Consider the following 14,937-nt stretch of genomic DNA (forward strand, 5'->3'; position numbering starts at 1 on the left):
ATATAAGAGGATTTTATGAGAAAAAGAGATCGTCATCAGTTAATAAAAAAAATGATTACTGAGGAGAAATTAAGTACACAAAAAGAAATTCAAGATCGGTTGGAGGCACACAATGTCTTTGTGACGCAGACAACCCTGTCTCGTGATTTGCGCGAAATCGGCTTGACCAAGGTCAAGAAAAATGATATGGTGTATTATGTACTAGCAAATGAGACAGAAAAGATTGATTTGGTGGAATTTTTGTCTCATCATTTAGAAGGCGTTGCAAGAGCAGAGTTTACCTTGGTACTTCATACCAAATTGGGCGAAGCCTCTGTTTTGGCAAATATTGTAGATGCAAACAAGGATGAATGGATTTTAGGAACAGTTGCTGGTGCCAATACCTTATTGGTCATTTGTCGAGACCAGCACGTTGCCAAACTCATGGAAGATCGTTTGCTAGATTTGATGAAAGATAAGTAAGGTCTTGGGAGTTGCTCTCAAGACTTATTTTTGACAAGGAGAGACGGAAAATGGCGACAGAAAAGCTATCACCCGGCATGCAACAGTATGTGGATATTAAAAAGCAATATCCAGATGCTTTTTTGCTCTTTCGGATGGGTGATTTTTATGAATTATTTTATGAGGATGCGGTCAATGCTGCGCAGATTCTGGAAATTTCCTTAACGAGTCGCAACAAGAATGCCGACAATCCGATTCCTATGGCGGGTGTCCCCTATCATTCTGCCCAGCAGTATATAGATGTCTTGATTGAGCAGGGCTATAAGGTAGCTATCGCAGAGCAGATGGAAGATCCTAAACAAGCTGTTGGAGTTGTGAAACGAGAGGTTGTTCAGGTCATTACGCCAGGGACAGTGGTCGATAGCAGTAAGCCGGATAGTCAGAACAATTTCTTGGTTGCTATAGATAGAGATGGCAATCAATTTGGCTTAGCTTATATGGACCTGGTGACGGGTGACTTTTATGTGACAGGTCTTTTGGATTTCACGCTGGTTTGTGGGGAAATCCGTAATCTCAAGGCGCGAGAAGTGGTGCTGGGTTATGACTTGTCTGAGGAAGAAGAACAAATCCTCAGTCGTCAGATGAATCTGGTGCTTTCCTATGAAAAAGAAGGCTTTGAAGACCTTCATTTACTGGATTCACGATTGGCAGCTGTGGAGCAAGCGGCATCTAGTAAGCTACTCCAGTATGTTCATCGGACTCAGATGAGGGAATTGAACCACCTCAAGCCTGTTATACGCTATGAAATCAAAGATTTCTTGCAGATGGATTATGCGACCAAGGCTAGTCTGGATTTGGTTGAGAATGCTCGTTCAGGTAAGAAGCAAGGCAGTCTTTTCTGGCTTTTGGATGAAACCAAAACAGCTATGGGTATGCGGCTCTTGCGGTCTTGGATTCATCGCCCCCTGATTGATAAGGAACGAATCGTCCAACGCCAAGAAGTGGTGCAGGTCTTTCTCGACCATTTCTTTGAGCGTAGTGATTTGACAGACAGTCTCAAGGGTGTTTATGACATTGAGCGCTTGGCTAGTCGTGTTTCTTTTGGCAAAACCAATCCCAAGGATCTCTTGCAGTTGGCGACCACCTTGTCCAGTGTGCCACGGATTCGTGCGATTTTAGAAGGGATGGAGCAACCTGCTCTAGCTTATCTCATCGCACAATTGGATGGAATCCCTGAGTTGGAGAGTTTGATTAGCGCAGCGATTGCTCCTGAAGCTCCCCATGTGATTACGGAAGGTGGTATTATCCGGACTGGATTTGATGAGACTTTAGACAAGTACCGTCGCGTTCTCAGAGAAGGGACTAGCTGGATTGCTGAGATTGAGGCTAAGGAGCGAGAAAATTCTGGTATCAGCACGCTCAAGATTGACTACAATAAGAAGGATGGCTACTATTTCCATGTGACCAATTCACAACTGGGGAATGTGCCAGTCCACTTTTTCCGCAAGGCGACGCTGAAAAACTCAGAACGTTTTGGAACCGAAGAATTAGCCCGTATCGAGGGAGATATGCTGGAGGCACGTGAGAAGTCAGCCAATCTCGAATATGAAATTTTTATGCGCATTCGTGAAGAGGTCAGCAAGTACATTCAGCGTTTGCAGGCTCTAGCTCAAGGCATAGCGACAGTTGATGTCTTGCAAAGTCTGGCGGTTGTAGCTGAAACCCAGCATTTGATTCGACCTGAATTCGGAGATGATTCGCGGATTGATATCCAGAAAGGGCGCCATGCTGTCGTTGAAAAGGTTATGGGGGCTCAGACCTATATTCCCAATACGATTCAGATGGCAGAAGATACCAGTATTCAACTGATTACAGGGCCAAACATGAGTGGGAAGTCTACCTACATGCGCCAGCTGGCTATGACGGCGGTTATGGCCCAGATGGGGTCTTATGTGCCAGCGGAAAGCGCTCATTTACCGATTTTTGATGCGATTTTTACCCGTATTGGAGCAGCAGATGACTTGGTGTCAGGTCAATCAACCTTTATGGTAGAGATGATGGAGGCCAACAATGCCATTTCGCATGCGACCAAGAACTCTCTCATTCTCTTTGATGAGTTGGGACGGGGAACTGCAACTTACGACGGTATGGCTCTTGCTCAGTCTATAATCGAATACATTCACGAGCATATTGGAGCTAAGACCCTCTTTGCGACCCACTACCATGAGTTGACTAGTCTGGAGTCTAGCTTGGAGCACTTGGTCAATGTCCACGTGGCAACCTTGGAGCAGGATGGGCAGGTGACCTTCCTTCACAAGATTGAACCAGGTCCAGCTGATAAATCCTACGGTATCCATGTTGCCAAGATTGCTGGCTTGCCAGCAGACCTTTTAGCAAGGGCGGATAAGATTTTGACTCAGCTAGAGAGTCAAGGAACAGAAAGTCCTGCTCCCATGAGGCAAACAAGTGATGTCACAGAACAGATTTCACTATTTGATACGGCAGAAGAGCATCCTATCCTAGCAGAATTAGCTAAGCTGGATGTTTACAATATGACACCTATGCAGGCTATGAATGTCTTAGTAGAGTTAAAACAGAAACTGTAAAACCAAGACTCACTAGTTAATCTAGCTGTATCAAGGAGACTTCTTTGACAAGTTCTTACTTTTTTGCTAGAATAACATCACACAAACAGAATGAAAAGGAGCTGACGCATTGTCGCTCCCTTTTGTCTATTTTTTAAGGAGAAAGTATGCTGATTCAGAAAATAAAAACCTACAAGTGGCAGGCCTTGGCTTCGCTCCTGATGACAGGCTTGATGGTTGCTAGTTCACTTTTGCAACCGCGTTACCTGCAGGAAGTGTTAGACGCCCTCCTTGCTGGGAAATATGAAGCTATTTATAGTATCGGGGCTTGGTTGATTGGTGTGGCCGTGATCGGTCTAGTTGCTGGTGGGCTCAATGTTGTCCTTGCAGCCTATATTGCCCAAGGAGTTTCATCCGACCTTCGAGAGGATGCCTTCCGTAAAATCCAAACCTTTTCTTATGCTAATATTGAACAATTTAATGCGGGAAATCTAGTCGTTCGAATGACAAATGATATCAACCAGATTCAGAACGTGGTCATGATGACCTTCCAAATTCTTTTCAGACTTCCCCTCTTGTTTATCGGTTCGTTTATCCTGGCGGTTCAAACCTTACCTTCTCTGTGGTGGGTGATTGTTCTCATGGTCATCTTGATTTTTGCCTTGACTGCTGTCATGATGGGAATGATGGGACCTCGTTTTGCCAAGTTTCAAACCCTTCTTGAACGCATCAATGCCATTGCCAAGGAAAATTTGCGTGGCGTTCGTGTGGTCAAGTCCTTTGTCCAAGAAAAAGAGCAGTTTGCTAAGTTTACGGAGGTTTCAGACGAGCTTCTCGGTCAAAACCTTTACATCGGTTATGCCTTTTCAGTAGTGGAACCCTTTATGATGTTGGTCGGTTATGGGGCGGTATTCCTCTCTATTTGGTTAGTTGCAGGGATGGTTCAGTCGGATCCGTCAGTTGTTGGTTCCATTGCTTCCTTTGTCAATTACCTAAGCCAGATTATTTTTACCATTGTTATGGTTGGATTTTTGGGAAATTCTGTCAGCCGTGCTATGATTTCCATGCGTCGTATTCGAGAAATTCTGGACGCAGAGCCAGCCATGACCTTCAAGGATGTCCCAGATGAAGAGTTGGTAGGAAGTCTTAGCTTTGAAAATGTAACCTTTACCTATCCAATGGACAAGGAACCGATGCTGAAAGATGTGAGCTTTACTATCGAACCTGGTCAAATGGTTGGTGTAGTTGGAGCGACTGGCGCAGGAAAATCAACCTTAGCTCAATTGATTCCACGTCTCTTTGACCCACAGGCAGGGGCTATCAAAATTGGAGGCAAGGATATTCGAGAAGTGAGTGAAGGAACCCTGCGTAAAACTGTTTCTATCGTTCTCCAACGTGCCATTCTCTTTAGTGGAACGATTGCAGATAACTTGAGACAGGGTAAGGGAGATGCTACTCTATTTGAAATGGAACGCGCAGCCAATATTGCCCAGGCTAGTGAATTCATCCATCGTATGGAGAAAACCTTTGAAAGTCCAGTTGAGGAACGGGGAACCAATTTCTCTGGTGGGCAAAAGCAAAGGATGTCGATTGCCCGTGGAATTGTCAGAAATCCGCGTATTCTGATTTTTGACGATTCGACCTCAGCCTTGGATGCCAAGTCAGAGCGCCTAGTGCAAGAAGCCTTGAATAAGGACTTGAAGGGAACAACAACCATTATCATCGCTCAAAAGATTAGCTCGGTTGTTCATGCAGATAAAATCTTGGTTCTGGATCAAGGACGATTGATTGGTCAAGGTACGCATGCAGACTTGGTTGCCAACAATGCCGTTTACCGTGAAATCTATGAAACACAGAAAGGAAAGGAGGAGTAACATGAAAACAGTTCAATTTTTTTGGAATTATTTTAAAGTTTATAAGTTATCATTTGTAGTTGTCATTCTGATGATTGTTCTAGCGACTCTTGCCCAAGCTCTCTTTCCGGTCTTTTCTGGACAAGCAGTGACGCAGTTAGCTAATTTAGTTCAAGCTTATCAAGATGGCAATCCAGAACTTGTTTGGCAAAGTTTATCAGGAATCATGGTCAATCTTGGCCTGCTGGTTTTGGTTCTATTTATCTCTAGTGTGATATACATGTGTCTCATGACGCGTGTGATTGCAGAGTCGACCAACGAGATGCGTAAAGGCCTCTTCGGTAAGCTTGCTCGCTTGACTGTTTCTTTCTTTGACCGCCGACAAGATGGCGATATCTTGTCTCGTTTTACCAGTGATTTGGATAATATCCTCCAGGCCTTTAACGAAAGCTTGATTCAGGTCATGAGCAATATTGTTTTATATATCGGTCTGATTCTTGTCATGTTTTCGAGAAATGTGACGCTGGCCCTCATCACCATTGCCAGCACACCAGTGGCCTTCCTTATGCTGCTTTTTATCGTAAAAATGGCACGGAAATATACCAATCTCCAGCAGAAAGAGGTAGGAAAGCTCAACGCCTATATGGATGAGAGTATCTCAGGCCAAAAAGCCGTGATTGTGCAAGGTATTCAAGAGGATATGATGGCAGGATTTCTTGAACAAAATGAGCGCGTGCGCAGGGCAACCTTTAAAGGAAGAATGTTCTCAGGAATTCTTTTCCCTGTCATGAATGGGATGAGTCTGGTCAACACAGCCATCGTTATCTTTGCTGGTTCAGCTGTACTTTTAAATGATAAGACTATTGAAACAAGTACAGCTCTAGGTTTGATTGTTATGTTTGCCCAATTTTCTCAGCAGTACTACCAGCCTATTATTCAAGTTGCAGCTAGTTGGGGAAGCCTTCAGTTAGCCTTTACGGGGGCTGAACGGATTCAGGAAATGTTTGACGCAGAGGAAGAAATTCGACCTGAGAAGGCGCCGATCTTTACTAGGTTGCAAGAAGGTGTTGAAATTAGTCATATTGATTTTTCATACCTACCTGATAAACCTATTTTGAAAGATGTCAGCATTTCTGCCCCTAAAGGCCAGATGACAGCAGTTGTTGGTCCGACTGGGTCAGGGAAAACGACTATTATGAACCTCATCAATCGCTTTTATGATGTTGATGCTGGTGGTATTTATTTTGACGGCAAAGATATCCGTGACTATGATTTAGATAGTCTTAGAAGCAAGGTGGGGATTGTCTTGCAAGATTCGGTCTTGTTTAGCGGAACCATTCGAGACAATATCCGTTTCGGTGTACCAGATGCTAGTCAAGAAATGGTTGAGGCAGCAGCCAAGGCAACCCATATTCATGACTATATCGAAAGCTTACCTGACAAATACGATACCCTTATTGATGATGATCAAAGCATCTTCTCGACAGGGCAAAAACAATTGATTTCTATCGCTCGAACCTTGATGACAGATCCAGAAGTTCTCATTCTAGATGAAGCAACTTCAAACGTAGATACGGTGACAGAAAGCAAGATTCAGCATGCCATGGAGGCAGTTGTAGCAGGTAGAACCAGTTTTGTCATTGCCCATCGCTTGAAAACCATTCTCAATGCAGACCAGATTATTGTCCTCAAAGATGGAGGAGTCATTGAACGTGGTAATCACCATGAACTAATAAAACTAGGTGGATTCTACTCAGAACTCTATCACAATCAATTTGTCTTTGAATAAGAAAGAAGTTGTCCTATGTGGGCAGCTTTTTCTTGTTCATAAAAAATATTTATCACGGACTTAAAAAAAACATATTAGACGAAAGGCATTTTGAGTGATATGATAGGACTATCGTTATACTCAATGAAAATCAAAGAGCAAACTAGGAAGCTAGCCGCAAGCTGTACTTGAGTACGGTAAGGCGACGCTGACGTGGTTTGAATTTGATTTTCGAAGAGTATTAACATTCGAAAGGAGAGACATCATGACTAGAACGGTTGTAGGAGTTGCTGCAAATCTATGTCCCGTAGACGCAGAAGGCAAAAACATTCATTCATCTGTATCTTGTAGATTCGCAGAGAGCATTCGTCAAGTCGGTGGTCTCCCTTTAGTCATTCCTGTTGGTGATGAGTCAGTTGTACGTGATTATGTAGAAATGATTGACAAACTTATCTTGACAGGCGGTCAAAATGTCCATCCTCAGTTTTATGGAGAGAAAAAGACCATCGAGAGTGATGATTACAACCTAGTGCGCGATGAGTTTGAATTGGCACTCTTGAAAGAAGCGCTTCGTCAGAATAAACCAATTATGGCAATCTGTCGTGGTGTTCAACTTGTCAATGTTGCTTTTGGTGGGACCCTCAATCAAGAAATCGAAGGTCACTGGCAAGGTCTGCCTTTCGGAACATCTCATTCTATTGAGACAGTAGAAGGAAGCGTGGTGGCTAAGCTATTTGGAAAAGAAAGTCAGGTTAACTCGGTCCATCGTCAAAGTATTAAAGATTTGGCACCTAATTTCCGTGTAACTGCTATTGATCCAAGAGACCAAACTATCGAAGCGATTGAGTCTATCGATGAGCACCGCATTATTGGTTTGCAGTGGCATCCAGAGTTTCTGGTCAATGAAGAAGATGGCAATTTAGAATTATTTGAGTATTTATTGAATGAACTGTAACGACTGGAACATCTGGTCGTTCTTTCTTTTATTTTTTCAAAATTTTTAGAATGTGGCATTTTTACGCAAACGTTTGAATTCTGATAAAAATTGGAGAAATTCGACAAAAAACTTGAAAAAAACGAAGGTAAGCGTTATGATAGAAAAGAAGAAATATTGGAGGAATAACATGTCACATATTAAATTTGATTATTCAAAAGTTTTAGACAAATTTGTTGCACCACATGAAGTGGAATACATGCAATCACAAGTAACAGCAGCAGATGAATTGATCCGTAAAGGAACTGGTGCTGGTAGCGACTTCTTGGGATGGTTGGACCTTCCTGAAAACTACGACCACGAAGAGTTTGACCGTATCTTGAAAGCTGCTGAGCAAATCAAATCAGACAGCGATGTTTTGGTTGTTATCGGTATCGGTGGATCTTACCTTGGTGCCAAAGCAGCAATCGACTTCTTGAACCACCACTTTGCTAACTTGCAAACAAAAGAAGAGCGCAAAGCTCCACAAATCCTTTACGCAGGAAACTCAATCTCATCTACTTACCTTGCTGACTTGGTAGAGTATGTTGCAGACAAAGACTTCTCAGTAAACGTGATTTCTAAATCAGGTACAACAACTGAACCAGCTATCGCTTTCCGTGTCTTCAAAGAACTCTTGGTTAAAAAATACGGACAAGAAGAAGCCAACAAACGTATCTATGCAACAACTGACCGCCAAAAAGGTGCTGTTAAGGTTGAAGCAGACGCTAACGGTTGGGAAACATTTGTTGTTCCAGATGATATCGGTGGACGCTTCTCAGTATTGACAGCCGTTGGTTTGCTTCCAATCGCAGCATCAGGAGCTGACATCAAAGCCCTTATGGAAGGTGCGAATGCAGCTCGCAAAGACTACACTTCAGATAAAATCTCTGAAAACGAAGCTTACCAATACGCAGCAGTTCGTAACATCCTTTACCGTAAAGGTTATGCAACTGAGATCTTGGTAAACTACGAGCCATCACTTCAATACTTCTCAGAGTGGTGGAAACAATTGGCTGGTGAATCAGAAGGAAAAGACCAAAAAGGTATCTACCCAACTTCAGCCAACTTCTCAACTGACTTGCACTCACTTGGTCAATTTATCCAAGAAGGAACTCGTATCATGTTTGAAACAGTTGTCCGTGTTGACAAACCTCGTAAAAACGTGATTATCCCTAGCTTGGAAGAAGACCTTGATGGACTTGGTTACCTTCAAGGAAAAGACGTTGACTTTGTAAACAAAAAAGCAACTGACGGTGTTCTTCTTGCCCACACAGACGGTGATGTACCAAACATGTACGTGACTCTTCCAGAGCAAGATGCTTTCACTCTTGGTTACACAATCTACTTCTTCGAATTGGCTATCGCTCTTTCAGGTTACTTGAATGCTATCAACCCATTTGACCAACCAGGTGTTGAAGCTTACAAACGTAACATGTTTGCCCTTCTTGGAAAACCAGGATTTGAAGAATTGAGCAAAGAACTTAACGAACGTCTATAATAGAAGAAAAGAGTGGCTTGTCCACTCTTTTTACTCTCTTTATCCATAGAAATTGGCCTCAGCCAAGACTTGTGATATAATATAGAGAGCAAAAAGGCAGACGCCTAGAGACTTTATAGGAGAAACTATGTCAAAAGATATTCGCGTACGTTACGCACCAAGTCCAACAGGACTACTACACATCGGAAATGCCCGTACAGCATTGTTCAACTACCTTTATGCACGTCATCACGGTGGAACTTTTATTATCCGTATCGAAGATACTGACCGTAAACGCCATGTCGAAGATGGTGAACGTTCACAACTTGAAAACCTTCGTTGGTTGGGTATGGATTGGGACGAAAGTCCAGAAACACATGAAAACTACCGCCAGTCTGAACGTTTGGACTTGTATCAAAAATACATCGATCAATTGCTAGTTGAAGGAAAAGCCTACAAATCTTACGTTACAGAAGAAGAGTTGGCAACTGAACGCGAACGCCAAGAAGCAGCTGGTGAAACACCTCGCTACATTAACGAATACCTTGGTATGAGTGAAGAGGAAAAAGCAGCTTACATCGCAGAACGTGAAGCAGCTGGTATCATTCCAACAGTTCGTTTGGCGGTCAATGAGTCAGGTATCTACAAGTGGCATGATATGGTTAAAGGTGATATCGAATTTGAAGGTGGCAATATTGGTGGTGACTGGGTTATCCAAAAGAAAGACGGTTACCCAACATACAACTTTGCCGTTGTCATCGATGACCATGATATGCAAATCTCCCATGTTATCCGTGGAGACGACCATATTGCTAATACACCAAAACAGCTCATGGTTTATGAAGCGCTTGGTTGGGAAGCTCCAGAGTTTGGTCACATGACCTTGATTATCAACTCTGAAACTGGGAAAAAATTGTCTAAACGCGATACTAATACCCTTCAGTTTATCGAAGACTACCGTAAAAAAGGTTACCTTCCAGAAGCAGTCTTTAACTTTATTGCTCTTCTTGGTTGGAACCCAGGTGGCGAAGATGAGATTTTCTCTCGTGAAGAATTGATTAAACTTTTCGATGAAAACCGCCTGAGCAAGTCTCCAGCAGCCTTTGATCAGAAGAAACTCGACTGGATGAGCAATGATTATATCAAGAATGCAGACCTAGAAACTATCTTTGAAATGGCAAAACCATTCTTAGAGGAAGCAGGCCGTTTAACTAACAAGGCTGAAAAATTAGTTGAGCTCTATAAACCCCAAATGAAATCAGTAGATGAGATTATCCCATTGACAGATCTCTTCTTCTCAGATTTCCCAGAATTGACAGAAGCAGAACGCGAAGTCATGGCGGGGGAAACAGTCCCAACAGTTCTTGAAGCCTTCAAAGCAAAACTTGAGGCGATGAGAGATGATGAATTTGTAACAGAGAATATCTTCCCACAAATCAAAGCTGTTCAAAAAGAAACAGGTATCAAAGGGAAAAATCTCTTCATGCCAATTCGCATCGCAGTTTCAGGTGAAATGCATGGACCTGAATTGCCAGATACTATCTTCTTGTTAGGCCGTGAAAAATCAATCCAGCATATCGAAAATATGTTAAAAGAAATCTCTAAGTAAGAAGGGTACAATAATGGACATCTGGAAAAAGATGTACGAAGAAGTACAGAAATTGTATAATCCACATGAAGTATCTGATTTTGTTTACGCTAACCATGTTGTGGCCGCAGTAGAAGCAGAAGATGGACAAATATTTACAGGTTTCTGTATGGAGGGAACTTGTGGTGTTTTCCATCTCTGCGCAGAGCGGGCGGCTCTCTTCAATATGTACCAATTTTCAGGACAAACTAAGGTTAAAAAAGTATTAGCCTTTCGAGACAAACCACCTTATGGTGGAAGTTCAGGTATGCCTTGTGGCGCTTGCAGAGAGTTCCTCTTAGAGTTGAACGCTGAAAATAAAGATGCAGAATTCATGATGGACTACGATACAAGAAAGACGGTGAAAGTCTCAGAACTAATCCCATATTGGTGGGGAGAAGAACGTGCTTCTAAGTTTAACAATCAATAGAAGAGTCAGTATAATTCTGGCTCTTTTTACTTAATTTGAAAAAAGTTTAAAAAAAGTGTTGACAAAGTTTGAAAAGCCAGTATAATAGTAAGAGTTGAAAATAACAACTCCGGTCCGTTGGTCAAGGGGTTAAGACACCGCCTTTTCACGGCGGTAACACGGGTTCGAATCCCGTACGGACTATGGTATGTTGCGGATGGCACACTTGAAGAAAAAAGATTTAAAAAAGTTTCAAAAAAGTGTTGACAAGCGAAAGCGGCTGTGATATACTAATATAGTTGTCGCTTGAGAGAAGTAAGTGACAAAGACCTTTGAAAACTGAACAAGACGAACCAATGTGCAGGGCACTACAACTAAGGTTGTAGTACTGAACAATGAAAAAACAATAAATCTGTCAGTGACAGAAATGAGTGAGAACTCAAACTTTTAATGAGAGTTTGATCCTGGCTCAGGACGAACGCTGGCGGCGTGCCTAATACATGCAAGTAGAACGCTGAAGGAGGAGCTTGCTTCTCCGGATGAGTTGCGAACGGGTGAGTAACGCGTAGGTAACCTGCCTGGTAGCGGGGGATAACTATTGGAAACGATAGCTAATACCGCATAAGAGTAGATGTTGCATGACATTTGCTTAAAAGGTGCAATTGCATCACTACCAGATGGACCTGCGTTGTATTAGCTAGTTGGTGGGGTAACGGCTCACCAAGGCGACGATACATAGCCGACCTGAGAGGGTGATCGGCCACACTGGGACTGAGACACGGCCCAGACTCCTACGGGAGGCAGCAGTAGGGAATCTTCGGCAATGGACGGAAGTCTGACCGAGCAACGCCGCGTGAGTGAAGAAGGTTTTCGGATCGTAAAGCTCTGTTGTAAGAGAAGAACGAGTGTGAGAGTGGAAAGTTCACACTGTGACGGTATCTTACCAGAAAGGGACGGCTAACTACGTGCCAGCAGCCGCGGTAATACGTAGGTCCCGAGCGTTGTCCGGATTTATTGGGCGTAAAGCGAGCGCAGGCGGTTAGATAAGTCTGAAGTTAAAGGCTGTGGCTTAACCATAGTACGCTTTGGAAACTGTTTAACTTGAGTGCAAGAGGGGAGAGTGGAATTCCATGTGTAGCGGTGAAATGCGTAGATATATGGAGGAACACCGGTGGCGAAAGCGGCTCTCTGGCTTGTAACTGACGCTGAGGCTCGAAAGCGTGGGGAGCAAACAGGATTAGATACCCTGGTAGTCCACGCCGTAAACGATGAGTGCTAGGTGTTAGACCCTTTCCGGGGTTTAGTGCCGCAGCTAACGCATTAAGCACTCCGCCTGGGGAGTACGACCGCAAGGTTGAAACTCAAAGGAATTGACGGGGGCCCGCACAAGCGGTGGAGCATGTGGTTTAATTCGAAGCAACGCGAAGAACCTTACCAGGTCTTGACATCCCTCTGACCGCTCTAGAGATAGAGTTTTCCTTCGGGACAGAGGTGACAGGTGGTGCATGGTTGTCGTCAGCTCGTGTCGTGAGATGTTGGGTTAAGTCCCGCAACGAGCGCAACCCCTATTGTTAGTTGCCATCATTCAGTTGGGCACTCTAGCGAGACTGCCGGTAATAAACCGGAGGAAGGTGGGGATGACGTCAAATCATCATGCCCCTTATGACCTGGGCTACACACGTGCTACAATGGCTGGTACAACGAGTCGCAAGCCGGTGACGGCAAGCTAATCTCTTAAAGCCAGTCTCAGTTCGGATTGTAGGCTGCAACTCGCCTACATGAAGTCGGAATCGCTAGTAATCGCGGATCAGCACGCCGCGGTGAATACGTTCCCGGGCCTTGTACACACCGCCCGTCACACCACGAGAGTTTGTAACACCCGAAGTCGGTGAGGTAACCGTAAGGAGCCAGCCGCCTAAGGTGGGATAGATGATTGGGGTGAAGTCGTAACAAGGTAGCCGTATCGGAAGGTGCGGCTGGATCACCTCCTTTCTAAGGATAAGGAACTGCGCATTGGTCTTGTTTAGTCTTGAGAGGTCTTGTGGGGCCTTAGCTCAGCTGGGAGAGCGCCTGCTTTGCACGCAGGAGGTCAGCGGTTCGATCCCGCTAGGCTCCATTGGTGAGAGATCACCAAGTAATGCACATTGAAAATTGAATATCTATATCAAATAGTAACAAGAAAATAAACCGAAAACGCTGTAGTATTAATAAGAGTTTATGACTGAAAGGTCAGAAAAATAAGGTTAAGTTAATAAGGGCGCACGGTGGATGCCTTGGCACTAGGAGCCGAAGAAGGACGTGACAAACGACGATATGCCTTGGGTAGCTGTAAGTAAGCGATGATCCAGGGATTTCCGAATGGGGGAACCCAACAGGTACTACCTGTTACCCGCATCTGTTAAGGATGTGAGGAGGAAGACGCAGTGAACTGAAACATCTAAGTAGCTGCAGGAAGAGAAAGCAAAAGCGATTGCCTTAGTAGCGGCGAGCGAAACGGCAGGAGGGCAAACCGAAGAGTTTACTCTTCGGGGTTGTAGGACTGCAATGTGGACTCAAAGATTATAGAAGAATGATTTGGGAAGATCAGCCAAAGAGAGTAATAGCCTCGTATTTAAAATAGTCTTTGTACCTAGCAGTATCCTGAGTACGGCGGGACACGTGAAATCCCGTCGGAATCTGGGAGGACCATCTCCCAACCCTAAATACTCCCTAGTGACCGATAGTGAACCAGTACCGTGAGGGAAAGGTGAAAAGCACCCCGGGAGGGGAGTGAAATAGAACCTGAAACCGTGTGCCTACAACAAGTTCGAGCCCGTTAATGGGTGAGAGCGTGCCTTTTGTAGAATGAACCGGCGAGTTACGTTATGATGCGAGGTTAAGTTGAAGAGACGGAGCCGTAGGGAAACCGAGTCTGAATAGGGCGCCTTAGTATCATGACGTAGACCCGAAACCATGTGACCTACCCATGAGCAGGTTGAAGGTGCGGTAAGACGCACTGGAGGACCGAACCAGGGCACGTTGAAAAGTGCTTGGATGACTTGTGGGTAGCGGAGAAATTCCAAACGAACTTGGAGATAGCTGGTTCTCTCCGAAATAGCTTTAGGGCTAGCGTCGACATTAGAGATTCTTGGAGGTAGAGCACTGTTTGGGTGAGGGGTCCATCCCGGATTACCAATCTCAGATAAACTCCGAATGCCAATGAATTATGGTCGGCAGTCAGACTGCGAGTGCTAAGATCCGTAGTCGAAAGGGAAACAGCCCAGACCACCAGCTAAGGTCCCAAAATAATTGTTAAGTGGAAAAGGATGTGGGGTTGCACAGACAACTAGGATGTTAGCTTAGAAGCAGCTATTCATTCAAAGAGTGCGTAATAGCTCACTAGTCGAGTGACCCTGCGCCGAAAATGTACCGGGGCTAAAACAATTTACCGAAGCTGTGGATACCTTTATAGGTATGGTAGGAGAGCGTTCTATGTGTGATGAAGGTGTACCGTGAGGAGTGCTGGAACGCATAGAAGTGAGAATGCCGGTATGAGTAGCGAAAGACAGGTGAGAATCCTGTCCACCGTAAGACTAAGGTTTCCAGGGGAAGGCTCGTCCGCCCTGGGTTAGTCGGGACCTAAGGAGAGACCGAAAGGTGTATCCGATGGACAACAGGTTGATATTCCTGTACTAGAGTATGTAGTGATGGAGGGACGCAGTAGGCTAACTAAAGCAGACGATTGGAAGTGTCTGTCTAAGCAGTGAGGTGTGATATGAGTCAAATGCTTATATCTGTAACATTGAGCTGTGATGGGGAGCG

The 14,937-nt window shown here is 44.2% G+C and carries 8 protein-coding genes, 2 tRNA genes and 2 rRNA genes (1 of these 12 cut by a window edge); all 12 read left to right on the forward strand.

The window, feature by feature from the left end; all coding sequences use genetic code 11:
- Positions 1-15 precede the first annotated feature (15 nt).
- On the forward strand, positions 16-462 hold the full coding sequence (gene argR / locus TZ91_RS06605) for an arginine repressor (protein WP_001231476.1): 447 nt from the start codon (positions 16-18) through the stop codon (positions 460-462).
- A 50-nt stretch (positions 463-512) separates the two neighbouring features.
- Positions 513-3,047: a DNA mismatch repair protein MutS gene (gene mutS / locus TZ91_RS06610; protein WP_033687448.1), complete on the forward strand. Its 2,535-nt coding sequence runs from the start codon at positions 513-515 to the stop codon at positions 3,045-3,047.
- Between the two features lie 146 nt (positions 3,048-3,193).
- Positions 3,194-4,900, forward strand: a complete 1,707-nt coding sequence (patA, locus tag TZ91_RS06615) for a multidrug efflux ABC transporter subunit PatA (protein WP_033687446.1) — start codon at positions 3,194-3,196, stop codon at positions 4,898-4,900.
- A gap of 1 nt (position 4,901) precedes the next feature.
- Positions 4,902-6,668, forward strand: coding sequence for a multidrug efflux ABC transporter subunit PatB (gene patB / locus TZ91_RS06620; protein ID WP_033687445.1), 1,767 nt, complete (start codon positions 4,902-4,904; stop codon positions 6,666-6,668).
- Between the two features lie 244 nt (positions 6,669-6,912).
- Positions 6,913-7,602, forward strand: a complete 690-nt coding sequence (locus TZ91_RS06625; RefSeq protein WP_033687443.1) for a gamma-glutamyl-gamma-aminobutyrate hydrolase family protein — start codon at positions 6,913-6,915, stop codon at positions 7,600-7,602.
- A 169-nt stretch (positions 7,603-7,771) separates the two neighbouring features.
- A complete protein-coding gene (locus tag TZ91_RS06635; protein ID WP_033687442.1) occupies positions 7,772-9,121 on the forward strand; it encodes a glucose-6-phosphate isomerase in 1,350 nt (449 codons plus the stop codon).
- 127 nt (positions 9,122-9,248) lie between these two features.
- Positions 9,249-10,709, forward strand: a complete 1,461-nt coding sequence (gene gltX / locus TZ91_RS06640; RefSeq protein WP_033687440.1) for a glutamate--tRNA ligase — start codon at positions 9,249-9,251, stop codon at positions 10,707-10,709.
- Between the two features lie 13 nt (positions 10,710-10,722).
- On the forward strand, positions 10,723-11,157 hold the full coding sequence (locus tag TZ91_RS06645; protein WP_033687439.1) for a cytidine deaminase family protein: 435 nt from the start codon (positions 10,723-10,725) through the stop codon (positions 11,155-11,157).
- A gap of 111 nt (positions 11,158-11,268) precedes the next feature.
- Positions 11,269-11,340 (forward strand) — tRNA-Glu (locus TZ91_RS06650).
- Between the two features lie 242 nt (positions 11,341-11,582).
- Positions 11,583-13,128: ribosomal RNA gene (locus TZ91_RS06655) — 16S ribosomal RNA — on the forward strand.
- 51 nt (positions 13,129-13,179) lie between these two features.
- A tRNA-Ala gene (locus tag TZ91_RS06660) sits at positions 13,180-13,252 on the forward strand.
- Positions 13,253-13,377: 125 nt separating this feature from the next.
- Positions 13,378-14,937: ribosomal RNA gene (locus TZ91_RS06665) — 23S ribosomal RNA — on the forward strand; it runs 1,342 nt beyond the window's last position.
- The 16S and 23S rRNA genes sit together here with 2 tRNA genes alongside, the layout of an rRNA operon.

The organism is Streptococcus mitis, assembly GCF_000960025.1.
Classification (GTDB): domain Bacteria; phylum Bacillota; class Bacilli; order Lactobacillales; family Streptococcaceae; genus Streptococcus; species Streptococcus mitis_DH.

Bases quoted from the DNA above. Each gene is read 5' to 3' on its own strand.
- gltX (WP_033687440.1), top strand. From the start codon at position 9,249: ATGTCAAAAGATATTCGCGTACGTTACGCACCAAGTCCAACAGGACTA.
- TZ91_RS06645 (WP_033687439.1), top strand. From the start codon at position 10,723: ATGGACATCTGGAAAAAGATGTACGAAGAAGTACAGAAATTGTATAAT.
- patB (WP_033687445.1), top strand. From the start codon at position 4,902: ATGAAAACAGTTCAATTTTTTTGGAATTATTTTAAAGTTTATAAGTTA.
- argR (WP_001231476.1), top strand. From the start codon at position 16: ATGAGAAAAAGAGATCGTCATCAGTTAATAAAAAAAATGATTACTGAG.
- patA (WP_033687446.1), top strand. From the start codon at position 3,194: ATGCTGATTCAGAAAATAAAAACCTACAAGTGGCAGGCCTTGGCTTCG.
- mutS (WP_033687448.1), top strand. From the start codon at position 513: ATGGCGACAGAAAAGCTATCACCCGGCATGCAACAGTATGTGGATATT.
- TZ91_RS06625 (WP_033687443.1), top strand. From the start codon at position 6,913: ATGACTAGAACGGTTGTAGGAGTTGCTGCAAATCTATGTCCCGTAGAC.
- TZ91_RS06635 (WP_033687442.1), top strand. From the start codon at position 7,772: ATGTCACATATTAAATTTGATTATTCAAAAGTTTTAGACAAATTTGTT.